General features: G+C 55.2%; 20 protein-coding genes, 4 tRNA genes and 2 riboswitches. Of the genes, 19 read left to right on the top strand and 5 right to left on the bottom strand.

Annotation, left to right across the window (positions count from 1 at the left end; translation table 11 throughout):
* The first annotated feature begins 4 nt into the window (after positions 1 to 4).
* The 17 genes from BQ2657_RS07265 (at position 5) to BQ2657_RS07345 (ending at position 14,846) form a co-directional block, all read left to right on the top strand.
* Positions 5 to 688, top strand: coding sequence for a hypothetical protein (locus tag BQ2657_RS07265; protein WP_075580031.1), 684 nt, complete (start codon positions 5 to 7; stop codon positions 686 to 688).
* A 120-nt stretch (positions 689 to 808) separates the two neighbouring features.
* Positions 809 to 885 (top strand) — tRNA-Asp (locus BQ2657_RS07270).
* Positions 886 to 888: 3 nt separating this feature from the next.
* A tRNA-Phe gene (locus BQ2657_RS07275) sits at positions 889 to 964 on the top strand.
* An 8-nt stretch (positions 965 to 972) separates the two neighbouring features.
* Positions 973 to 1,047, top strand: a tRNA-Gly gene (locus BQ2657_RS07280).
* A gap of 9 nt (positions 1,048 to 1,056) precedes the next feature.
* A tRNA-Cys gene (locus tag BQ2657_RS07285) sits at positions 1,057 to 1,130 on the top strand.
* 72 nt (positions 1,131 to 1,202) lie between these two features.
* The gene (locus tag BQ2657_RS07290; protein ID WP_075580032.1) at positions 1,203 to 1,718 is read left to right on the top strand and encodes a phosphatase PAP2 family protein; all 516 of its coding nucleotides are present in this window, start codon (positions 1,203 to 1,205) and stop codon (positions 1,716 to 1,718) included.
* A 120-nt stretch (positions 1,719 to 1,838) separates the two neighbouring features.
* Positions 1,839 to 2,462, top strand: a complete 624-nt coding sequence (locus tag BQ2657_RS07295) for a hypothetical protein (RefSeq protein ID WP_222704324.1) — start codon at positions 1,839 to 1,841, stop codon at positions 2,460 to 2,462.
* A gap of 56 nt (positions 2,463 to 2,518) precedes the next feature.
* Positions 2,519 to 3,448 carry a radical SAM protein gene (locus tag BQ2657_RS07300; protein WP_075580033.1) on the top strand — a complete coding sequence of 310 codons (930 nt, stop codon included), beginning with the start codon at positions 2,519 to 2,521 and terminating at the stop codon, positions 3,446 to 3,448.
* 18 nt (positions 3,449 to 3,466) lie between these two features.
* Positions 3,467 to 3,545, top strand: a riboswitch (ZMP/ZTP riboswitch).
* Between the two features lie 47 nt (positions 3,546 to 3,592).
* On the top strand, positions 3,593 to 4,768 hold the full coding sequence (locus tag BQ2657_RS07305; RefSeq protein ID WP_075580034.1) for a phosphoribosylaminoimidazolecarboxamide formyltransferase: 1,176 nt from the start codon (positions 3,593 to 3,595) through the stop codon (positions 4,766 to 4,768).
* Between the two features lie 450 nt (positions 4,769 to 5,218).
* Positions 5,219 to 6,907 (top strand): 2-isopropylmalate synthase, encoded by a 1,689-nt coding sequence (gene leuA, locus BQ2657_RS07310; protein WP_075580035.1) that lies wholly within the window; start codon positions 5,219 to 5,221, stop codon positions 6,905 to 6,907.
* 123 nt (positions 6,908 to 7,030) lie between these two features.
* Complete coding sequence (locus BQ2657_RS07315; protein ID WP_075580036.1) at positions 7,031 to 7,564, top strand: NUDIX hydrolase; 534 nt, start codon at positions 7,031 to 7,033, stop codon at positions 7,562 to 7,564.
* Positions 7,561 to 8,253: a Crp/Fnr family transcriptional regulator gene (locus BQ2657_RS07320; protein ID WP_075580037.1), complete on the top strand. Its 693-nt coding sequence runs from the start codon at positions 7,561 to 7,563 to the stop codon at positions 8,251 to 8,253. Before BQ2657_RS07315 ends, BQ2657_RS07320 begins: the two co-directional genes overlap by 4 nt.
* A 104-nt stretch (positions 8,254 to 8,357) precedes the next feature.
* Positions 8,358 to 9,089, top strand: a complete 732-nt coding sequence (gene pflA, locus BQ2657_RS07325) for a pyruvate formate-lyase-activating protein (protein ID WP_075580038.1) — start codon at positions 8,358 to 8,360, stop codon at positions 9,087 to 9,089.
* A 110-nt stretch (positions 9,090 to 9,199) separates the two neighbouring features.
* Entirely contained in the window at positions 9,200 to 11,479 is a 2,280-nt protein-coding gene (gene pflB, locus BQ2657_RS07330) for a formate C-acetyltransferase (RefSeq protein ID WP_075580039.1), read from the top strand.
* Between the two features lie 78 nt (positions 11,480 to 11,557).
* Positions 11,558 to 11,659: riboswitch (SAM riboswitch) on the top strand.
* Positions 11,660 to 11,747: 88 nt separating this feature from the next.
* Entirely contained in the window at positions 11,748 to 12,575 is an 828-nt protein-coding gene (locus BQ2657_RS07335; RefSeq protein WP_075580040.1) for a MetQ/NlpA family ABC transporter substrate-binding protein, read from the top strand.
* Between the two features lie 22 nt (positions 12,576 to 12,597).
* Positions 12,598 to 13,917 (top strand): M20/M25/M40 family metallo-hydrolase, encoded by a 1,320-nt coding sequence (locus BQ2657_RS07340; protein ID WP_232709033.1) that lies wholly within the window; start codon positions 12,598 to 12,600, stop codon positions 13,915 to 13,917.
* 59 nt (positions 13,918 to 13,976) lie between these two features.
* A complete protein-coding gene (locus BQ2657_RS07345) occupies positions 13,977 to 14,846 on the top strand; it encodes an RluA family pseudouridine synthase (protein WP_075580041.1) in 870 nt (289 codons plus the stop codon).
* 107 nt (positions 14,847 to 14,953) lie between these two features.
* Here BQ2657_RS07345 and BQ2657_RS13655 read toward each other — a convergent pair whose 3' ends face one another.
* The 5 genes from BQ2657_RS13655 to BQ2657_RS07370 form a co-directional block, all read right to left on the bottom strand.
* Entirely contained in the window at positions 14,954 to 15,829 is an 876-nt protein-coding gene (locus BQ2657_RS13655; RefSeq protein WP_408607743.1) for an IS3 family transposase, read from the bottom strand.
* Positions 15,796 to 16,374, bottom strand: coding sequence for a helix-turn-helix domain-containing protein (locus tag BQ2657_RS13660; protein WP_075578809.1), 579 nt, complete (start codon positions 16,372 to 16,374; stop codon positions 15,796 to 15,798). Before BQ2657_RS13660 ends, BQ2657_RS13655 begins: the two co-directional genes overlap by 34 nt.
* Positions 16,375 to 16,450: 76 nt before the next feature.
* Positions 16,451 to 17,131: a DNA/RNA nuclease SfsA gene (gene sfsA / locus BQ2657_RS07360; RefSeq protein ID WP_075580042.1), complete on the bottom strand. Its 681-nt coding sequence runs from the start codon at positions 17,129 to 17,131 to the stop codon at positions 16,451 to 16,453.
* A gap of 26 nt (positions 17,132 to 17,157) precedes the next feature.
* On the bottom strand, positions 17,158 to 17,958 hold the full coding sequence (locus tag BQ2657_RS07365; RefSeq protein WP_075580043.1) for an MBL fold metallo-hydrolase: 801 nt from the start codon (positions 17,956 to 17,958) through the stop codon (positions 17,158 to 17,160).
* 99 nt (positions 17,959 to 18,057) lie between these two features.
* Positions 18,058 to 18,936 (bottom strand): LysR family transcriptional regulator, encoded by an 879-nt coding sequence (locus BQ2657_RS07370; RefSeq protein ID WP_143224852.1) that lies wholly within the window; start codon positions 18,934 to 18,936, stop codon positions 18,058 to 18,060.
* A 119-nt stretch (positions 18,937 to 19,055) separates the two neighbouring features.
* Here BQ2657_RS07370 and BQ2657_RS07375 point away from each other — a divergent pair, with 119 nt between their 5' ends.
* Complete coding sequence (locus BQ2657_RS07375; RefSeq protein ID WP_075580045.1) at positions 19,056 to 20,681, top strand: malolactic enzyme; 1,626 nt, start codon at positions 19,056 to 19,058, stop codon at positions 20,679 to 20,681.
* A gap of 89 nt (positions 20,682 to 20,770) precedes the next feature.
* Positions 20,771 to 22,192 (top strand): anion permease, encoded by a 1,422-nt coding sequence (locus BQ2657_RS07380; protein ID WP_075580046.1) that lies wholly within the window; start codon positions 20,771 to 20,773, stop codon positions 22,190 to 22,192.
* Positions 22,193 to 22,262: the final 70 nt, after the last annotated feature.

Below are 22,262 nucleotides of genomic sequence, written 5' to 3' on the forward strand. Positions count from 1 at the left end.
GGCCATGGGGTATAAACCGATCGAAGAGATCCAGCAAGAGACCCGTCAATGGGATTTCATCCAGGGGCTGCCGGACCAGGTGGGGAAGTTCACCAAGAAATTGGTGGACACCATCGACGGCCAGGTGCTCACTATCTGCCGGTATGAAGCCCCCGAACTGCGGGCTCGGCTGGACATCATCTACACTTCCGAGACCTTCGACTACATCGTGGTCCATACCATGGGGATGAATTCCTATCGGGACATCCGGTTCATCTATAAAGACCGGGATGTGTTCGCTCGGAACGTGAGAGCTTACTTGCCCGGGATCCTCCACAGTATGGAAGATCCTGCCAGCGTGAACCTGGGAGAGCAGGTGGCGGAGCACGGAATCCTCACCTGGGAATACGGCAACAGCCTGCCGGAAAAAATCGGTCCCTTCGAGCTGTATATCAAGCCGGCCCATGCCATCGAGCACATCAATGGGTCCATCATCTTGATCGACTATTCCAATTTCGTCCGGATGGATCAGCTGATCATCATGTACAATCGGCTCCGTGACCAGTTCTTCGGGGAAGTGAAGATCAATTCTGTATTCCACGCCTCCATGGATTTCGACAGCAAGAACCTGAAGGTATTGGAAGGGAAGCTGAAAGAGCATCTGGAAGAGACCCTGAAAAAGGTGGATGAGGCAGATCATACCATTTGATTGGACTGCTGCCTTTGGGCGGCAGTCCGGTCGCGGCAGGAGAAGGAGAAAAAAGTCCTTGACTTTTTTCTCTTTCTCTTTTATACTATACAAGTCGGCGCTTGAAAAGGCAGCCGCAACGGCCCAGTAGTTCAGTTGGTTAGAATGCCGCCCTGTCACGGCGGAGATCGTCGGTTCGAGTCCGTCCTGGGTCGCCAATTGCCTCGGTAGCTCAGTTGGTAGAGCAAAGGACTGAAAATCCTTGTGTCCGCAGTTCGATTCTGCGCTGAGGCACCATTCTTCATGCGGAAGTAGCTCAGTGGTAGAGCATCACCTTGCCAAGGTGGGGGTCGCGAGTTCGAATCTCGTTTTCCGCTCCATTTTCATATGGCGACGTAGCCAAGCGGTAAGGCAGAGGTCTGCAAAACCTTTATCCCCAGTTCGATTCTGGGCGTCGCCTCCAAATGGATTAAAGGGGCTGTGAAAAAATGACTTTTCATTTTTTCACAGCTCCTTTTTACAGAAAGAGGGAAAAATGCATCTCGAACGCCATTACGATCTTACCTATGCCCGCCTCATCCGGCCCTTTGTCGGCCATCCTGGCAGGATCCGGGCTCTTCGGCTGGCCAACAGTGCCCTGGTGGTGCTGATGTATATCGCGTATCCCCTGCTTTTGGGGGAACTGTTCTATGAGGGAGGCTTGGTCGGGAATGGCCTGCTGCAGAAAGTTTTCTGGGTGCCGGCCCTTTCTTTTCTGTTGGTGACGGCGGTGCGGCGCTGGATCAACCGTCTCAGGCCCTATGAGGCATGGCCCTTGAAGCCTCTGATCCCCCGGAACAAGCGGGGAGAATCCCTGCCCAGCCGCCATGTGTTTTCTTCCACGGTGATTGCCATGGTATACCTGTATATCCATCCAGCGGCTGGGGTGTGCTTCCTCCTGGTGAGCTTGGCCAGTGCGGCTGTCCGGGTGTGGGGCGGGGTCCATTATCCCAGTGACGTGGCCGCCGGCTTCCTGGCAGGGGTGGGGAGCGGACTGGCACTTTGGCTGTAGGAAAGACTGACTGTACAAAGATACAGACAGGTGCCTCTTGAATTTTCTTTCAATTCCGCGTATAATTAAAGCGGTGTATTATGCTTTGAAATCTTAACGTTGGGAGATGTGCTGAATCGCATGGATAAAGTCGTACTCACTGTTGTCTTATTTTCTTCGCTGACTGTTTCTGTTTCTGCCTCTGCTGCCGGTATGGCGCGGCGTGCGGTGCCTTTCAACTATGGCGCACGTACGTCTTCTGCGTCTTCAGCAGGCGGGTACAGGGTATCTACTATGGAAAACAGAGGGAAAGCCCTGTCCTACAAGCCCATTTCTACCAAGCAGGCCTATGCCTGGCGGCGGGATTTTGGCAAGAGCAACCTGCGGAAGTGGAGCAGCACAGAAGGGATGGATACGTCCTGGAGAAGTAACGGCACTACGGATACGGCTCATTTCAAAGCCTCTACGGTGGCCTTCCTGGATCATCTCAATGACTTGGCCCGGCGGAATGGGGTCACTTTTGTGATCACCGGCGGGGCGGAGCGGGGGTACCATGCTTCCGGCACTTATTCCCATGCAAACGGGTATAAAGTGGATATTTCTGATGAGGGAGCCATGTGGGGATCCAAACCCTTCAAGGTGCTGCATATGGCCCTGGCTCCCTTTAAACACCAGATCGTCCACGAACTGGAAAATGCCCATTATGACATTACCATTTATCCCTACAATTACCGGGGACGGTATTCCTGGGGGTATAAATACTGAGAAATAAAAGGGGCTGTTGCAGGGGCAACAGCCCCTCTTTTACGAAAGGACCCAACATGACCAAATGTACTCTTTGTCCCCATGACTGTGGGGTGGAACGGCCAGAATCTGACGGGGCTCCAGGGACTCTGGGCTGGTGCCGGATGCCCTGGCGGCCTCGGGCGGCCAGGGCGGCGCTCCATCAGTGGGAAGAGCCCTGCATCAGCGGTACCACGGGCGGCAGCGGCACCGTGTTCTTTTCCGGCTGCACACTTCAGTGCGTGTTCTGCCAGAACAGCGAAATCAGCAGGGATGGAAAGGGGTGGGAAGTGACGGCTGCTGACCTGCGCCGGATCTATAGGGAACTGATCGGCCAAGGGGCCCACAATATCAACTTGGTGACTCCTACCCATTTCCTGCCTACCATCTTGGCATCCCTGGAACCGAAGCTGCCGGTGCCGGTGGTGTACAATTGCGGAGGTTACGAAAAGGTGGAGACCCTCCGGCAGCTGGAGGGAAAGGTGCAGATCTACCTGCCTGATCTGAAGTATGTCAGTGAAGAAGCGGCCTGGCGATACAGCCATGCGAAAGATTATTTTGCCACAGCCACTTCTGCCATCCGAGAGATGTTCCGGCAGACCGGGCCCTATGCAATGGATGAGGAAACAGGTCTTTTGAAAAAAGGTGTGATCATCCGGCACATGATCCTGCCCGGGCAGCTGGAGGACAGCAAGAAAGTCATCGACTGGGTGGCGGAAAATTTCGGCCCCGGCCAGGTGCTGTTCAGCCTCATGCGCCAGTATGTGCCCTGCGGCTTGGCCAAACAGGGGCAGTATCCGGAAATCGGCCGGCCCCTTTCTGAAGAGGAATACCAGGAAGTGGAGGACTACCTGTTCCAGAGTCCCATCGAGGATGGTTTCGTCCAGGAAGCCGGTTCCGCCGACAGCCAGTTCATCCCGGCCTTCGATGGGACGGGGGTGAAGGAACAGTTGACCATTTCCCGCTGACAATGCTATAATTGAATGGACAGATCATGTGACTGACGGAAGTGGGTCCACCCACAGGGAGCATGGTCGTAGAACGCCGACCGTCTGGGCACCTGCTGTGGCCCGGGGCCGGCTTTTTCTTTTGACCCTAAGGAGGAATCTTTCATGAAAGAACTGAAACTGAAGTATGGTTGCAATCCCAACCAGATCCCGGCCCGGATCTTTATGCAGAATGGGGCGGATCTGCCCATTACGGTGCTCAACGGCAATCCGGGGTACATCAATTTTCTGGATGCCTTCAACAGCTGGCAGCTGGTGCGGGAACTGCGGAGAGCCACCGGTCTGCCGGCAGCCGCTTCCTTCAAACATGTAAGCCCGGCCGGGGCGGCTGTAGGCCTGCCGCTGACGGATACCCTGAAGAAGATCTACAGCGTGGAAGGCCTGGACCTGTCCCCTCTGGCCAGTGCCTATGCCCGGGCCCGTGGGGCGGACCGGATGAGTTCTTTCGGGGATTTCGTGGCTCTGTCCGACGTGTGCGACAAAGCCACCGCCCTGGTGCTCCAGCATGAAGTGTCCGACGGGGTCATTGCGCCCGGGTACGAACCGGAAGCCCTGGAAATCCTGTCCGCCAAGAAAAAGGGCCGTTACAATGTGATCCAGATCGACCCGGCCTACGAACCGGAAGAACTGGAAACAAAGCAGGTCTTCGGCATCACCTTTGAACAGAAACGGAACAACGACCATATTACGGAAGACCTGCTCCGGAACCGGCCTACGAAGAACAAGGAAATCCCAGAAGCCGCCCGGCGGGATCTTTTGATCGCCATGATCACCCTGAAATACACCCAGTCCAACTCCGTGTGCTATGTGAAGGACGGCCAGACCATCGGCGTGGGCGCCGGCCAGCAGTCCCGGATCCACTGCACCCGTCTGGCCGGGGACAAAGCGGACAAATGGTGGCTGCGTCAGAGCCCCAAGGTGCTGAACCTTCCCTTCCGGGCGGATATCCGGAAACCGGACCGGGACAACACCATCGACGTGTACACTTCTGACGACTGGGAAGATGTGCTGGCTGACGGAGTATGGGAAAACTTCTTTACGGAAAAACCGGAACCCATGACCCGGGAAGAACGGAAGGCCTGGATCGCCAGGAACACCGGGGTAGCCCTGGGTTCCGACGCTTTCTTCCCCTTTGGGGACAACATTGAACGGGCCCACCGGAGCGGGGTGGAATACATCGCCCAGACCGGCGGCAGCATCCGGGACGACAATGTGATCGCCACCTGCGATAAATACAACATCGCCATGGCCATGACGGGAGTCCGGCTGTTCCATCATTGATGGTAAGGGGTTGTTGTACGTGTGAAAATCACCCACGTACAACAACCCCATTTTTTTAACATTTTTTTTAAACATTTTTCCCAAAACGGTTGACAGCCGTTATAAAAAAACTTATAATAAGCAACATCAAGTTCAAAAATGTAATCAAAAATGACTGCGAAGGAAAGAAGATCAGAAAACGGGTTCCCAGAGAGTCGACAGTTGCTGCGAGCCGATAATCCGTTTCTGAATGATGACTGGTTCCTGAGTCGTCCGGGTGATAGGTAGTCCGGAACGGGAGGTCCCGTTACAGGCCTTAGCCTTATACCGAAATGGTAAGAGGTGAAAGGGTCGGTCTTTTGATCGGCTGAATTAGGGTGGTACCGCGTGGAATTTACAACCTCGCCCCTACAGGATACAGGGGGCGGGGATTTTTTATGGCCCGCCTCGGAAAACAAGGAGGAAACCATTATGCATAAGCCCATTAAAAAGTACATTCCTTTCCAAGGAGTCAGTCTGCCGGACCGGACCTGGCCGGATAAGACCATCACCAAGCCTCCCATCTGGTGCAGTGTAGATCTGCGGGATGGGAACCAGGCCCTGGTGACCCCCATGCAGCTGGAAGAGAAGCTGCTGCTGTTCACCACTCTGGTGAAGATTGGATTCAAGGAAATCGAAGTGGGGTTTCCCTCTGCTTCCGATACGGAATATGAGATCCTCCGGACCTTGATCGAGGACAACTACATCCCCGACGATGTGACCATCCAGGTACTGGTCCAGGCCCGTCCAGAACTGATCAAGAAGACTTTCGAGGCGGTGAAGGGTGCCAAGAACGTAATCATCCACTTCTACAACTCCACATCCACCCTCCAGCGGAAAATCGTATTCCGGAAGGATATGGAAGGAATCACAAAAATCGCCGTGGACGGGGCCAAACTGATCCGGGAGCTGACGGAAAAGGAAATCGCCAAAAGCGGCATGAACATCCGGTATGAATATTCTCCCGAAAGCTTTACGGGCACAGAAACCGACTATGCAGTAGAAATCTGTGAAGCGGTGCTGGATACCCTGGGAGCCACCAAGGAGAAACCGGTGATCATCAACCTGCCCTCCACCGTGGAAATGTCCACCCCCAACACCTATGCGGACCAGATCGAATATTTCATCCGCCACATGAAGGACCGGGAACGGGCCATCATCAGCCTGCATCCCCACAACGACCGGGGCGAAGGAGTGGCCGCTACGGAGCTGGCTCTGATGGCCGGAGCCGACCGGGTAGAAGGGACCCTGTTCGGCAACGGGGAACGGACCGGGAATGTGGATATCGTCACCCTCGCCCTCAACATGTACACCCACAATGTGGATCCCCAGCTGGATTTCTCCCACATCAACCGGATCAAACGGATCTGTGAAAGTGTCACCAAGATGAAGGTGGAACCCCGCCATCCCTATGCCGGGGAACTGGTCTTCACCGCTTTTTCCGGGTCTCATCAGGATGCCATCCGGAAAGGCTTCAAGTACATGGCGGATACCAACAGCCGATACTGGGAAGTGCCCTACCTGCCCATCAACCCGGCAGATATCCACCGGGAATATGAACCGGTGATCCGCATCAACAGCCAGTCCGGCAAAGGGGGCGCGGCCTTTGTGATGCAGCAGGCGGTGGGCTACTACCTGCCCAAGGAAATGCATCCGGAATTCGGCCATATGGTGAAGGAAGCAGCCGATGAATACGGCGACGAGCTGTCTGCTACCCAGATTGTGGAACTGTTCAACAAGAAATATGTGGATTTCCGGGGCAAGTACGACCTGGGGGCCCATAAGGTCTACGACAACCATGATGGGGATGAGGATACCAGCACTACTTTTGAAGGAGATATCAAGGCCGACGGCACGGAAATGCACATCACCGGCAATGGGAACGGCCCCATCGATGCCTTCTTCAACGCGTTGAACAAAATCGGGGTGGACGGGTTCGAATTCATCAACTACCATGAACACGCCATTTCCCAGGGGTCCAATTCCAAGGCCATTTCCTATATCGAACTGAAGAAACCGGATGGGAACCATATCTTCGGAGTGGGGATCCATCCCAACATCAATACGGCTTCCTTACTGGGCATCATCAACGCCATCAACCGGGCCATCGCTCGGCAGTGAGGGATTGTGGGGCTGCTGCACGTGTATGGTTTGTACAGGTGCAGCAGCCCCTTTGCTTATTGCATGCCCCAACCTCTTTGCCGTATAATGGAAGAAATATTTTTTGACGAAAGAGGCACCGATATGGAATACTGGGATATCTATGACAGCAGGAAACAGGTCACCGGGCGGAAAATGGTCCGGAATGACTGGCATATGGAACCGGGGGACTACCATCTGACAGTGCTGGCTCTGATCCGGGATGTCCAGGGGAAAATCCTGATCACCCAGCGGAAAGCGGACAAGGAATGGGCCGCCCTGAAATGGGAGATTCCCGGAGGCGGTGTCCGGGCGGGAGAAACCTCCCAGCAGGCGGTGCTCCGGGAAGTGGGGGAAGAGACCGGGCTCCATTTCGCGCCGGAAGACGCCCGGTGCATCCACACTTACCGCAGTGACAGCCCAGCGGAACGGAACAATTATTTTGTGGATATTTATGAATTCCGGGGGAATTTTACCCGGGATCAGGTGAAAATCCAAGAGGACGAAGTGGAAAGCTTCCAGCTGGCCACATCGGCTCAGATCCGGGAACTGGGAGAGCGGGGAGACTTCCTCCACTATCAGCGGCTGGAGGGACTCCTGGAACGAAAAGAAGAGCCGGCAGAGGGAGGGAAGGCATGACCAGCCTTATCCCTGCCCACTGCAAGGCATGCCGGGGGGAATGTCTGAAGAACGTGGAATTCCTGGTAGGGCTGCCGCCGGAAAAGGTGACTACCCTGCTGCGCCGGTCAGTGCGGCTGAATTTTGCCAAAGGGGAGCATCTGTTCCACGAAGGGGAACCCTGTGATGCCATCTACATCATCCACCAGGGGCGGGTGAAGCTGTGCACCTACGATCAAGAGGGCCAGGAACGGATCGCTGGGATCTTTGTGGAACACGATACCATCTGGGAGGGAGTGCTGGTGCCGGACAGCCGGTATTCTGCCTCAGCCATTGCCATGACGGCGGTGGAATGCTGTAAATTGGCCCGTAAGGATTTCGAGGAGGCCATCCAGGAGCCGGAAGTGGCCATGCGGATCATCGCTCTTTTGAGCAAGAAGCTCCATGATGCCAACCGGCGGAACCTTTTGAAGAGCATCGCCGATCCCAAGGAACGGGTGGCCGGGCTGCTGCTGTACCGGTATCGGCGGCAGACCAGCGACACCATCACCATGCGCCTGGAGGAAATGGCCGGCAGCCTGGCCCTCCGCCCGGAAACCATCAGCCGGAAGCTGAAGGAACTGGAACGGGAAGGCTACGTAAAAAAGACCGGCCAGAGCAGCATCAAGGTCCTGGACCCGGACCGGCTGATGGAACTGGTGAATTATTGATTGGAATCAAGGAACCTTTTCCCCAAAACACATACAATGAGACCCATCAAGAGGCGTACGAACTGCGACCCCTTTGATGGGGTCTTTTTTTATCAGGAGGTATTATGATCCAGGGACGTATCCATTCCATTGAAACCTTCGGGTCCGTCGACGGGCCCGGAACCCGCTTCATCATCTTTGTCCAGGGCTGCAACATGCGCTGTTTGTACTGCCACAATGTGGACACCTGGAAATGCGGCCAGGGAGGCCAGCTGAAAACCGCCGATGAGCTGCTGGACCAAGCGGAGCGCTATCGGCCCTACTGGGGTCCGGAAGGGGGCATTACCGTCAGCGGGGGCGAGCCTCTGCTCCAGATGGATTTCCTGCTGGACTTGTTCCGGAAGGCCAAAGCCCGGGGCATCGGGACCTGCATCGACACCGCAGGCCAGCCCTTTACCCGGAAGGAACCCTTCTTCAGCCAGTTCCAGGAGCTGATGGAAGTGACGGACATCCTGCTGCTGGATGTGAAGCACGTCGACCCGGAAGCCCACAAAAAGCTTACCGGCCAGCCCAACGACAACATCCTGGACCTGTTCCGGTATCTGTCGGAAATCAAAAAGCCCATCTGGGTCCGGCAGGTGCTGGTGCCCGGGTGGACCGACGATCCGGTGGCTCTGCAGCGGACCCGGGAATTCCTGGATACCCTCAGCAACATCCAGCGGGTGGAAGTATTGCCTTATCACAACATGGGCCTGTACAAATGGGAACAGCTGGGGATCCCCAACCAGCTGAAGGACGTGAAGCCTCCTACCCAGGAAGAAGTGGACAAGGCTCGGAAAATCTTGGGGGCGGTATAAAATAAGTTAGGTTAAACAAACTTGATTCCAATCAAGGTTTTAAAATGGAAAAACGGCTATGATTAAGCCATGAAAAACGAACCAACGGGAACTCAAAAGGAGGAACTGTAATGAACAGCATCAATCAGAATGTTGCGTGGAGAGGTTTTAAAGGCGTGAAATGGACGGACGATGTGGATGTCCGGGATTTCATCCAGAACAACTATACCCCTTATGACGGGGATGAAAGCTTCCTGGCTGGGCCTACAGAAGCCACCAATAAATTGTGGGGCAGGGTCCAAGAACTCCAGAAGGAAGAACGGGCCAAAGGCGGCGTACTGGACTGCGAAACGGAAGTGGTCTCCAGCCTGACGGCTTACGGCCCCGGCTATATCGATGAATCCATGAAAGATCTGGAACAGGTGGTGGGCCTCCAGACCGACAAGCCTCTGAAACGGGCCTTCATGCCCTATGGCGGCATCAAAATGGCGGAAGAAGCAGCGGAAACCTATGGGTATAAAGTAAACCCCAAGTTCCACAAGATTTTCACCGACTATCACAAGACCCACAACCAGGCTGTCTTCGATGCCTACACCGCTGAAATGCGGAAAGCCCGCCACAGCCACATCGTAACTGGTCTGCCCGATACCTACGGCCGGGGCCGGATCGTGGGGGATTACCGGAGAGTGGCTCTCTACGGCATCGACTTCCTGATCAACAAGAAGAATGAAGATCTGGACAACTGCGGCTGCGGAGTCATGACTGACGATATCATCCGCCAGCGGGAAGAACTGGCGGAACAGATCCGGGCCCTGAAACAGATGAAAGAAATGGCCAAAGTCTACGGCTATGATATTTCTGCTCCGGCCAAGAACGCCAAGGAAGCCGTCCAGTGGCTGTACTTCGGCTACCTGGCTGCAGTAAAGACCCAGAACGGGGCTGCCATGAGCGTGGGACGCATCTCCACCTTCCTGGATATCTACATCAGCCGCGACCTGGCGGAAGGGACCCTGACGGAAGAACAAGCCCAGGAATTGATCGACCACCTGACCTTGAAATTCCGTATGGTGAAGTTCGCCCGGATCCCCTCCTACAACCAGCTGTTCTCCGGCGACCCAGTATGGGCTACCCTGGAAATGGCCGGCATCGGCATGGACGGCCGGCACATGGTCACCCGGAACGACTATCGGTTCCTTCACACCCTGGAAAACATGGGGCCTTCTCCGGAACCCAACCTGACGGTGCTGTATTCTTCCGCTCTGCCGGACAACTTCAAGAAATACGCCGCCCACATTTCCATCACCACTTCTTCCATCCAGTACGAAAACGACGATGTGATGAAGCCCGTATGGGGCGATGACTACAGCATCTGCTGCTGCGTATCCGCCACCCAGACCGGGAAGGAAATGCAGTTCTTCGGGGCACGGGCCAACCTGGGCAAATGCCTGCTGTACGCCATCAACGGGGGCAAGGATGAAAAGTTCCTGACCAAAGACGGTAAACACATGCAGGTAGGTCCGGAATATGCACCCATCACCTCCGACGTGCTGGACTACGGCGAAGTGATGCACAAATTCGACCTGATGATGGACTGGCTGGCTGGGCTGTACGTGAACATCCTGAACCTGATCCAGTACATGCATGACAAATACTACTATGAAGCGGCAGAAATGGCCCTCATCGACACTGATGTGCGCCGGACCTTTGCCACCGGCATCGCCGGCTTCTCCCATGTGGTGGATTCCCTGTGCGCCATCAAATACGCCAAAGTCTCCACGGTCCGGGATGAATCCGGCCTGGTGGTGGACTACAAGATCGAAGGGGACTTCCCCAAATACGGCAACGATGATCCCCGGGCGGATGAAATCGCTGTATGGCTGCTGAAGACCTTCATGACCAAGCTGCGGAAACACCACACCTACCGGAATTCCGAAGCCACCACTTCCATCCTGACCATCACTTCCAACGTGGTGTACGGCGGCGCCACCGGTGCCCTGCCTGACGGACGGAAAGCCTACACCCCGTTCGCTCCCGGTGCCAACCCGGCTTACGGCGCAGAACAGAACGGCCTCCTGGCTTCTCTGAACTCTGTGGCCAAGCTGCCCTATGAATATGCCCTGGATGGGATCTCCAACACCCAGACCATCGCTCCGGAAACCCTGGGCCACAACGAAGAAGAACAGAAAGCCACCCTGGTACGGGTGATGGACGGCTACTTCGACCAGGGAGCCCACCACCTGAACGTGAACGTGTTCGGTGTGGATAAGCTGATCGACTGCATGGAACATCCGGAAAAACCGGAATACGCCAACTTCACCATCCGGGTATCCGGCTATGCGGTGAAATTCATCGATCTGACCCGGGAACAGCAGCTGGACGTCATCGCCCGCCGCGCCCATCAGAAGATGTAACTGTTTTCAGTCTGGTTACAAAAAGTCCTTGACTTTCCTAGTGAAGTAGTGTAGAATCAGAACCATCAAAATCACATACCTTCATCGAGAGCAGCAGAGGGATTTGGCCCTATGAAGCTGCGGCAACCCCCGGAAGGGAAGGTGCCAATTCCAACAGGGATCCTCCCTGGCAGATGAAAAGCGAGCTCAGTCATCGAAAACGCCATCTGCCCAGCAGATGGCGCTTTTCTTTGTGTGGCTTTCGGGAAGGAAAAAAGGAGAGATATTCATGAAACTGAAAAAATGGATTGCAGCAGCGGTATCCGTCCTGGCCCTGGCCAGCTTGGTCAGCGGCTGCGGCAGCGACAGCGGCAAGAAGGCGGCAGCGCCGGCAGAAAAGAAAAGCATCACCGTAGGGATCACCCCAGGGTATTCTGAACAGATCATGGAAGTGGTGAAGAAAGAAGCGGAGAAACAGGGGCTGAAAGTGGAAATCAAGACATTCTCCGACTACGTGACCCCGGACCAGGCGCTGGCCCAGAAGGATATCGATCTGAACTCTTTCCAGCATGAACCCTTCCTGCTGGCCTTCAACAAAAAGAACGGCACCAAGCTGGTGAGCATCGGCAAGACTTACCTGGCGCCCCTGCGGCTCTATTCTACCAAGATCAAGAATGTGGCGGACATCAAGGACGGAGACAAGATCGCCATCCCCAACGATCCTTCCAACGGAGGCCGGGCCATCCTGATGCTGAGCAAGCTGGGCCTTTTGAAAGTGAACCCTGATGTAAAGGCCACGGAACTCACCGTCAACGATATTACGGAAAACCCGAAACACCTGCAGATCGTGGAACTGGAAGCTGCCCAGCTGCCCCGGAGCCTGGATGACACTGCTGCTTCCATCATCAACGCTGGCTATGCCAATTCCGCCGGCCTCTCCACGGACCTGGCCATTGCCAAGGAAGACAACACCAGCCCCTATGTGAACATCATCGCCGCCCGGGAAGAGGACAAGGACAACCCCACCTACAAGAAGTTCGTCCAGATCTTCCAGAGCCAGCCGGTAAAGGACTATATCCTGGAAAACTGCAAAGGCAATCTGGAACCGGCCTGGTAAAAAAAGAAAGGAGAGGATCCCTGTGACAGAAGAAAAATATACAGCCCGTCTCCAGCGGTTCATCCAGTGCGCCACCGTCTCCAACGCCAATGTGGACCAGGTGGACTGGAGCCAGTTCGAGAAACTCCATGCAGCCTTCCGGGAATTCTATCCTCACATCTTCCGCCTGATGGAAGTGGACAAGGTGGGCCAGGCGGGTCTCCAGTTCTATTTGGAAGGAAGCGGCAGCGGGAAGAAACCCCTGCTGCTCATGGCCCATCAGGATGTGGTGGAAGTGGGGGACGGTCGCCAGTGGACCTTCGATCCTTTTGGAGGCGAAATCATCGACGGCTGCATCTGCGGCCGGGGCACCACCGACTGCAAGCACCTGCTGCTGGCGGAACTGGAAGCGGTGGAAACCCTGCTGGCAGAAGGCTGGCGGCCGTCTTACGACCTGTACCTGTCCCTGGGCTACAGCGAGGAAGTATACCTGGAAAATGATGTGGATGGAGCGGAAAAGCTCACCCGGCACCTGGAAGAGAAGGGCGTCCGGCTGGGCACCGTGGTAGACGAAGGGGGCGGTCTGTTCCCTTCGGGGAATCTCCTGGAAGCTCGGATTGGGCTGGCGGAAAAATCTCCGGTGAACTTTGAAATCTGGAAGGACTCTCCCGGAGGCCATTCCAGCCGACCCGGAAAAGGGACCGCTTTGGGGACTTTAGCCAAAGCCATTGTGGCCATCGAAAGCCATCCGTTTCCCTACCGGCTCACCCCTCTGGCCAAAGCTCAGCTGGCGGGGATGGCCGCTCTGAAGGAGGGACGGACAAAGGAAATCTTCCTGGAACCGGAGGCACACTGGGAAGAACTGTGCCGGCTGGCCCAGGATGATCCGGCTCTGGATGCCCTGCTCCATACCACCATCGCCTTTACTATGGCGGAAGCCAGCAAGCAGCCCAATGTACTGCCCAGCCATGCAGCTGCCCAGATGAGCATCCGGGTACTCCAGGGGGATACGGTGGAATCTTGTGAACGGTATTTCCGCCAGTTCCTGCCGGAAGGGGTGGAGATCCGCCATGTTTCCGGGAAGGATCCTCTCCCGGCCTCGGATCCGGAAAGCCATGGAGTGGAGGCGGCGGAACAGGCCCTGCAGGAACAGTACGGAAACCGGGTGCGGACCGTACCCTTCCTGATGCTGGGAGGCACCGACAGCCACTATTATCGGCGGATCGCTGACAATGTGATGCTGTTCTCCGGCTATGTGGAGGATCCCCGCTGGGGAGCTGCCCACCAGGTAGACGAAAAGATTCCCGCCGACGCCCTGCAGGGCAGCGTGGAGTTCTTCAAGAGATTTTTGAAAAAGTATTGAGAAAAAGGGGGGCTGCTGCGGATCATGTGTAGCAGCCCCCCTTTACAAAGGAGCAAGCCATGGAACTGCTTTACCAAGTGGATGGGGATCATGCCGGGTGCTGTGTGCGCCAGGCGGCACGGGGCCCTCTGCACCTTTCCGAAAAACTGTGGCGGAGGATCAAATGGAACGGAACCATCACTGTGAATGGGTCCTTGGTCAGGAGTCCCTCCCACAGGCTGGAAGCCGGGGACCGGCTGGTCCTCCGTTGGGAAGAAACGGCGGCGGTGATCCCGGTCCAGCTGCCCCTTTCCATTTTGTATGAAGATGAAGACCTGCTGGCTGTGGACAAACCGGCGGCCATGCTGATCCATCCTACCTGGGCAGGGGCACGGGATACCCTGGTCCAGGCAGTGGGAGGCTATTTCCGCAGGACGGGACAGGCCTGCGGCATCCATCCCCTGTACCGGCTGGACCGGGACACCACCGGCATCCTGCTGGTGGCTAAATCTGCCTTCGCCAAACATGCCCTGACCAAGAGTCACAGCCAGATTTACCGGGAATATCTGGCCATCTGTGAAGGCCATCTGGAATATCACCAGGGCCGGATTGCTCACCCTATCGGACGGGCGGAAGAAGGTGTGGATCGGTGGACCGTGCGTCCCGACGGCCGGCCTGCGGTAACGGACTATGAAATCCTGGCAGAAGGGGAGGAGTATACGGTGCTCCGGATCCATCTCCTCACCGGCCGTACCCACCAGATCCGGGTCCATTTCGCCCACGAAGGGCATCCTCTTTTGGGAGATCCTTTGTATGGGAAAACCCACCCCATCCTGCAGCGTCAAGCTCTCCACGCCTGGACCGTCCGGTTCTGCCATCCCCGGACTGGAAAAGAACTGTTTCTCCAGGCACCGGTGCCGGGGGATATGAGAAAAGGGGCTGTGAAATAATAGCTCCATGAAAACGAAAAGGAGAGGCTATGAAGAAATGGATTTTGATGTGACCCCAAAAAGTTAGACCTTAGTAACGAGATGGTTTTTACTGTCTCGTTACTTTTTTATGCTGCCAGCAAAGAAAGCCTGTATTGAACAGGACTTTTCCAGCCCAGTTTTTCCTTGATCCTTTGTTCGTTATAGTATTTGATGTATCGTTCGATAGCGGCTTTTAGTTCTTCGTAGCTGTAGTAGATCACTCCATAATACATTTCCTGTTTCATTAAGCCGAAAAAGTTTTCCATTACAGCGTTATCATGACAGTTACCCTTTCGAGACATGCTCTGAAAAATTCGTTCTTTTTTTAGTTTCCTGGTATAGGCCTTCATTTGGTATGCCCAGCCCTGATCGGAGTGAAACGTTCTTCGATATGGACAATCAGCAGTAATTTCGATTGCTTCAGCTTGAGCTTCCAGTATGCTTTCAGCCGAAGGACGTTTGGCTATTCCATAGCTGATGATTTCATCATCGAACATGTCCAGGAAAGGATCCAGATAAAGCTTGTGCAGGGTCAGATGTCCCTGTGTATCTACTTCATAATATTTGAATTCTGAAGTATCGGTCGTAATCTTCTGATGTGGGATATTCGTCTCAAAACGACGATGTATTCTATTCGGAGCAATGGTCCCTACCTTACCCTTATAGGAACTGTATTTACGGCTTTTCCGGGTAAAGGATGTTACCTGAAGGCTCAGTTTCTGCATGATACGTTGAACTTTCTTCTTGTTCACGCAAATCCCTTGATTCTTCAGCTCACCGGTCATGCGCCGATATCCATAATCTTTATGCTGGCTGCGGATTTCCTGTATTTTGTCCTCTACTTCCTGGTCTGGATTCACGCGGTCAAACCGTTTCTGCCAGTACATATAGGTCGCTTTGGGCATTTGAGTATAGGAGAGAAGGTCTTTCAATTTGAATGATCTTCGGAGACTGGAGATGATTTTCGCAACTCTCTCATTTTTGCTTCGTCCTCTAAACGCAGTCTCCTCAGTTCTTTTAAAAAAGCATTCTCTATACGGAGTTTAAGATTTTCATCCTCTAACTCCTTGACATGTTCCACACTGATGTCGACCATCGGCTGCTGAACCTGGGTATCTGTTTTTTTGGTTTGAGATTTGTTCAAAGTTCTCTTCCTGCCTTTTTTATGTGACCGTAAAGCATCTGGTCCCGCAATTCTAAATTCATTGACCCATCTGGCAATCATTGATGGGTTGTTGATCCCTACTTGAATTGCTAGTTCCTGATATGAGATTTCATTTGTTAAGTAAGACTCTACCACAGAAAGTTTTTCTTTGAAAGAGTATATTTTTTGAGAGCGGGATCTTTTCAGTCCATCATCACCAAATGCCTTGTAAGCAGCAACCCACTTTAGCAGCTGGCTGCTACTTGCCATCCCATATTTACGTGAAATAGAAATACACCCTTCGTCACTGTTCAAATATTCCAGTACTATTTTTTTCTTAAATTCATAGCTGTGTTTTGCCATAAAAAACTGACCCCCAATTGTTAGATTTTTGGTCTAACAATTGGGGGTCAGCTCATTTCTCATTTCTTCACAGCCTCTATTTTATCTTTACCGGTACTTCTTTCCCGATCCATAGGGAATCAGGGGTTACTTGGCAGTCATAGGCCAGGAGATGGACGCCGGCCTCTTGGGCGTCCAGGAGAGCTTGGCCGAAATCCGGATCTGTTTTCCAGTTGGGTTCGAAATGGTCCACGTTTTCCATCTGGATCACCAGGAACACATAGGCTCCGTATCCTTCCCGGCCGGCTCGGATCAGTTCGTGGAGGTGCTTGGCCCCCCGGGCGGTAGGGGCATCGGGGAAGCGGACCACCCCATTTTCTTCCAAGGTAACGCCCTTGACTTCCAGGAAGGCTTTCCGGCTGCCCTGTTCCAGATAGAAGTCGAAGCGGGACTGGTCATACCGGTATTCCGGCTGGATCCGGGTCAGACCGGGGAGACCGCCCTGTTCCAGCCATTCTTGGACCACTTTGTTGGGGGCTTGGGAATCCATGTTGATCAGCCGGGTCCCTTTTTCCACGGCCACCAGGTCATACTTGGTCTTCCGTTTGGGATTTCCGCTGGCTGTCAGGTAGACCCTGGCCCCGGGGACCAGCAGTTCCCGGCAGCGGCCGGTATTCTTCACATGGCAGGTTTCTTCCCGGCCACCGATCTCCACCTGGGCGATGAATCGATTGGGCCGGGCCAGGAACCGGCCGGATGTAATGTTGGGATAGTGCATAGGGTATTGAGGAGTCCTTTCTTTTTTTACCACACTTTCAGGCACTCCAGGTCGTTGGGGATGAACAGATTCCCCTTGTAATATGTTTTCCCTTCGGCGGTGTAGAGGGCCTTCCGCTGGGGAAGGCAGGTGTCTTCCGTGTGGTACAGGATCAGATTGGGGACCTGGAGCCGGTCCCCATTTTCACAGGCTTCCCGGACCGTGGAGTGATGCTTTTCGTAGGGACGGAACCGTTCCCGGTCCCGGTAGAGACAGAAGGCCTCGTGGAGCAGCCACTGGCTCCCGGCCAGCCGGGTGAAATTGGCGTCGTTCAGAGGTTCATCCCCGCAGCAGCCCAGCTTGTGCCCATTGCTTTCCAGAGTATAGCCGAACTGCCGGGCCTTGGTGGAATGGATGTCGAAAAAGGTCACATCCCAGCCACGGATCTTCAGGGTCTCCCCGTCTTCCACCGGGATGAAATGGAGCCGGGTATCCAGGAATCCCAGATCCCCTGGATCCAGCAGCAGAGCTGCCGTGGAGCGGAGCAGATGGATCACTTCCTCATGGCCATAGATCCGGGCTTCCCCCACATAAGTCCCCCGTTTCATAGCCTTGACGATCATCCGTATGAGCCAGAACACCCCCAATACATGGTCCATGTGTCGGTGGGTCACAAAGATGTCCTTGATCTTCTGCCAGGGGAGACGGGCCCGCTGGAGCTGCCGCAGGATCCCGTTGCCCCCGCCCCCGTCCACCAGAAGGTACCGTTCATTCTGCCGCAGGACGTAGCAGGTGTTGTAGCAGCGGGTGGAGATGGCATGCCCCGTGCCCAAAAAAAGAATTTCCATAAATCGCTTTTCCTTCCGTAGAGTTGTCTATAGTATACCCTATGGAACCAGTAGAAGAAAAGAGGGCGGGGAAAAATGAAGCCGTGAAAGAATAGCTTTTCATTTTTTTACAGCCTCATTTTTCACAAAGGCCAGGAATTTTCCTAAGGCTGGATGAGTCCGGGGATCCTGGAGCCACACCAGGTTGATGCTGGCCGCGGGGACCCCTTGGAGGGGAATGGCTGCCAGCTCCTTTTCCACTTGGGCGAATTCTTCAGAAAGGAACCCTACCCCGGCACCGGAGCGGATATAGGATAGGATGGTGAACACCTGGCTGGTCTGGTGGAGAATCTGGGGTTCCGTCCGGGCTTGGGCGAAGAGCCGGCGGAGGTAGCGGGTCTGGCCGAAGGTATCCGGGAATAGCACCAGGGGCTGGTCGGCCAAGTCCTGGAAGGATACTTCCTTTTTCTGGGCCAGGGGATTCTCCGGAGCGGTGAACAGTTCCAGCCGGCTCTTTTTCAGCACTCGGCAGTGGTAAGGAGGCAGGGGCAGATGGTTGGTGACGCACAGGATCAGGTCCAGTTCCTGACGGTCCAGGAGGCCGTAGAGTACACTGGCGGTATCTTCTACCGTCCGGAGCTGGAAATAGGGATGGGCTGCCAAAAATTCCCGGTGGAGCTGGGGAAAGATGGTATTCCCGCACATGGGGACAACTCCGATCCGCAGGATCTGCCGGCCGGTCTTTAGGGAAGCTGCCAGTTTTTCTAGTTCCTCGCTTTCTTTCAGCCAGCGCTGGCAGCCTTCCCACAACTTCCGGCCTTCTGGGGTCAAAGAAATGGTGCTGTGCTGCCGTTCGAACAGGGCCACCCCGCAGTCCTGTTCCAGTTCTTTGATGGCTTTGGAGACGGCGGGCTGGGAGATGTGCAGTTTTTCTGCCGCCCGGGAGAACGTCCCCCACTGGCAGACCGCAGCAAATGTGGGGATCAGGGATAGACGCATGGACATCCGCCTTTCTTAAAATATAACCTACAGTTATGTAAAACAACAAATTGATAGTTCACAAAGTTATCCTAATAGAGTATAACAGGAGCATCAGAAAAAAGAAAGGTGCGATACAGATGAAAAAAGGCTATGCACGGATTAATGATCCCTTTTTGAATAAAGGTACGGCATTTACGGAAGAGGAACGGGAACAATTCGGCTTGGTGGGAATCCTGCCTCCTGTGGTCCAGACGCTCCAGGAACAGGTGGACCAGGCGTATGGGAATGTCCGGAACAGGGAAGGGGTCAGCGCCAAACGCCATTACCTCATGAACCTTTTCAGCCGGAACCGGACCCTGTTCTATGCCCTATTCCAGCAGCATGTGAAGGAATTCATGCCCATTGTGTACGATCCGGGGATTGCGGAAAGCATCCGGAACTACAGTGATTTCTTCGTGACGCCCCAGAATGCGGTGTACCTTTCCATCGACCGGCAGGACCAGTTGGAACAGGCTCTGGTGAACGGAGCGGAAGGTCGCCGGATCCGGCTCATGGTGGTCACTGACGGGGAAGCCATCCTTGGCATCGGAGACTGGGGAACCAACGGGGTCAGCATCTCCACCGGGAAGCTGATGGTCTATACGGCGGCAGCCGGCATCGATCCCTCCCAGGTGCTGCCCGTGGTGCTGGACGCCGGGACCAATCGGCAGAGCCTGCTGGAAGATCCCCTCTATTTGGGGGTGCGCCACAGCCGGGTGAAAGGGGAAAAGTACCTGGCCTTCGTGGACCGGTTCGTAGCCACGGCGGAGCGGCTCTTCCCGGGGCTGTACCTCCATTTCGAAGATTTCGGCCGGGACCATGCGGCTCAACTGCTGGATAAATACAAAAACGCCCATCCCGTGTTCAATGACGATATCGAAGGGACGGGGATCATTACTTTGGCTGGGATCCTGGGAGGCCTGGCCATTACGGGAGAAAAGCTCCGGGACCAGAAATACCTGTGCTTCGGAGCAGGGACGGCCGGCTGCGGCATCGTCCGGCGGATCTATCTGGAAATGCAGGAACAAGGGCTGACCGCGGAAGAAGCCCGGCAGAGATTCTACCTGGTGGACAAGCAGGGCCTGCTCTTTGACGATATGGAAGACCTGACACCGGAACAGAAGCCCTTTGCCCGGAAGCGGGAGGAGTTTGCTCCTGGGGCCCGGCTGGACACTCTGGAAAAAGCAGCGGCCGCCATCCATCCCACCATCCTGGTGGGGACCTCCACCTGTGCCGGCGCCTTTACAGAATCCATCGTCCGAGAAATGGCTTCCCACTGCATCCGTCCCATGATCTTCCCCTTGAGCAATCCCACGGAACTGGCAGAAGCCAAAGCCTCTGACTTGATCCGTTGGACGGAAGGGCGGGCCCTGGTAGCCACCGGGATCCCCTCGGAACCGGTGGAATATAATGGTGTCTCTTACGCCATCGGCCAGGCCAACAATGCCCTGATCTATCCGGGGCTGGGGTTGGGGGTCATTGCCAGCCAGGCCCGGCTCCTCACCGACGGGATGATTTCTGCCGCCGCCCATTCCTTGGGGGGCATCGTGGATCCGGCCCAGCCCGGTGCTGCCGTCCTGCCGCCGGTTTCTCGGCTCATGGATTTTTCCGAAACGGTGGCCGCTGCGGTGGCAGGAGAAGCTCGGAAGGAAGGCCTGGCCGGGAAGGAATTTTCCGATCCCCAGACGCTGGTCCGGTCCGCCAAATGGACACCGGTCTACTGAGCACCGGAAAAGTTTCCAATTTTTTCTTTTTCCGAACAATTTAAATGAGGTACAATAAAAAAATCTGATGAAATTCTAAAGAAAGAAGGATGTATCTCTTGACCGTTTCGAAAAAATGGAAACAACTGTCCCTTTGTATCTTCCTGGGAATCACTTTCTTCCTGATCCCGGCCCCGGGGGATCTTGCTCCTGCCGGCTGGCATGTGTTCGGCATCTTTGCCGCCACCATTGTGGGATTGATCCTGAAGCCCCTGCCCATGGGGGCGGTGGCTCTCCTTTCCCTGACGGTCCTGTGCCTGACCCACACTTTGGAACTGGAGGAGGCCCTCAGCGGGTTTTCCAATTCCACCATCTGGCTGATCGTGACGGCCTTCTTCATTTCCCGGGGCATCATCAAGACCGGCCTGGGAGAGCGGATCGCTTATCTGTTTGTGGAGCGCTTCGGGAAAAGGACCCTCTTTTTGGCCTATTCCCTCATTGCCAGCGATGTCCTGATGGCCCCGGCCATGCCCAGCAACACGGCCCGGGCGGGAGGGATCCTGGCTCCCATCGTGAAATCCTTGGACCTGGCCTTCGATTCTGATCCGGAAAAGGGGACGGAAGATCGGCTGGGGCGGTTCCTGGTCCCTGCCATCTTCCACACCGATCTGGTCATTTCTGCCATTTTCCTCACTTCCATGGCAGCCAATCCCATGGCGGTCAGCTTTGCAGGGAGCGTGGCCGGAGTCCAGATGACCTGGGGCGGTTGGCTGGCTGTTTCCTGGCTGCCCGGGGTGGTTTCCGTGCTCCTGGTCCCGCTGCTCCTGTACCGGCTTTTTCCGCCTCGGCTGAAGGAAACCCCGGAGGCGCCGGCCTTTGCCCGGCAGAAACTGAAAGAGATGGGTCCTCTGAAAAAAGAAGAAAAGGCCATGGTGGCCATTTTCCTGCTCCTCATCCTCCTGTGGGCAGGGGGACACAGCCTGGGCATCCATGAAACTCTCACAGCCTTCATCGGCCTCTGTCTGCTGCTCCTGACCGGGGTGCTGGAATGGGAGGACGTAAAAGGGGAGAAAGGGGCTTGGGATACCCTGGTCTGGTTCTCCGTCCTGGTGATGCTGGCCAACCAGATGAATGCCAAGGGGATGATCCCCTGGTTCAGCCGGGAGATGGGGCTCCTGGTATCCGGTGCCGGTGGCTTTACGGCCATGACGGTGCTGGCCCTCATCTATTTCTACTCCCATTATCTTTTTGCCAGCGGTACCGCTCATGTGAGCGCTATGTATGCGGCATTTCTCGGCGTCATGGTCAGCGCTGGGGCACCCTCTGCCATGGGGGCCTATGTGCTGGCCTGGTTCAGCAGCATGTTCGGCTGCCTGACCCATTACGGCTGCGGTCCGGCTCCCATCTTTTTCGGTATGGGCTGCCTGACCCAGAAAGAATGGTGGAAAACCGGTTTCCTCCTATCCCTGTTCCACCTTGCCGTCTGGGGCGGCCTGGGCTGCCTGTGGGGAAAGGTGATAGGGGTGTGGTAAAGTGTGAAAAGGGGGTGCTGCGCGTGCAGCACCCCCTTTTTCCGTGCTATAATGGAACCATCGATGACAG

This window comes from Acidaminococcus massiliensis, assembly GCF_900095825.1.
GTDB classification, from domain to species: Bacteria; Bacillota; Negativicutes; order Acidaminococcales; family Acidaminococcaceae; genus Acidaminococcus; species Acidaminococcus massiliensis.

Coding starts and splice junctions, on each gene's coding strand:
- BQ2657_RS07265 (WP_075580031.1), top strand. CDS start 5: ATGGGGTATAAACCGATCGAAGAGATCCAGCAAGAGACCCGTCAATGG.
- BQ2657_RS07290 (WP_075580032.1), top strand. CDS start 1,203: ATGCATCTCGAACGCCATTACGATCTTACCTATGCCCGCCTCATCCGG.
- BQ2657_RS07295 (WP_222704324.1), top strand. CDS start 1,839: ATGGATAAAGTCGTACTCACTGTTGTCTTATTTTCTTCGCTGACTGTT.
- BQ2657_RS07300 (WP_075580033.1), top strand. CDS start 2,519: ATGACCAAATGTACTCTTTGTCCCCATGACTGTGGGGTGGAACGGCCA.
- BQ2657_RS07305 (WP_075580034.1), top strand. CDS start 3,593: ATGAAAGAACTGAAACTGAAGTATGGTTGCAATCCCAACCAGATCCCG.
- leuA (WP_075580035.1), top strand. CDS start 5,219: ATGCATAAGCCCATTAAAAAGTACATTCCTTTCCAAGGAGTCAGTCTG.
- BQ2657_RS07315 (WP_075580036.1), top strand. CDS start 7,031: ATGGAATACTGGGATATCTATGACAGCAGGAAACAGGTCACCGGGCGG.
- BQ2657_RS07320 (WP_075580037.1), top strand. CDS start 7,561: ATGACCAGCCTTATCCCTGCCCACTGCAAGGCATGCCGGGGGGAATGT.
- pflA (WP_075580038.1), top strand. CDS start 8,358: ATGATCCAGGGACGTATCCATTCCATTGAAACCTTCGGGTCCGTCGAC.
- pflB (WP_075580039.1), top strand. CDS start 9,200: ATGAACAGCATCAATCAGAATGTTGCGTGGAGAGGTTTTAAAGGCGTG.
- BQ2657_RS07335 (WP_075580040.1), top strand. CDS start 11,748: ATGAAACTGAAAAAATGGATTGCAGCAGCGGTATCCGTCCTGGCCCTG.
- BQ2657_RS07345 (WP_075580041.1), top strand. CDS start 13,977: ATGGAACTGCTTTACCAAGTGGATGGGGATCATGCCGGGTGCTGTGTG.
- BQ2657_RS13660 (WP_075578809.1), bottom strand. CDS start 16,374: ATGGCAAAACACAGCTATGAATTTAAGAAAAAAATAGTACTGGAATAT.
- sfsA (WP_075580042.1), bottom strand. CDS start 17,131: ATGCACTATCCCAACATTACATCCGGCCGGTTCCTGGCCCGGCCCAAT.
- BQ2657_RS07365 (WP_075580043.1), bottom strand. CDS start 17,958: ATGGAAATTCTTTTTTTGGGCACGGGGCATGCCATCTCCACCCGCTGC.
- BQ2657_RS07370 (WP_143224852.1), bottom strand. CDS start 18,936: ATGCGTCTATCCCTGATCCCCACATTTGCTGCGGTCTGCCAGTGGGGG.
- BQ2657_RS07375 (WP_075580045.1), top strand. CDS start 19,056: ATGAAAAAAGGCTATGCACGGATTAATGATCCCTTTTTGAATAAAGGT.
- BQ2657_RS07380 (WP_075580046.1), top strand. CDS start 20,771: ATGTATCTCTTGACCGTTTCGAAAAAATGGAAACAACTGTCCCTTTGT.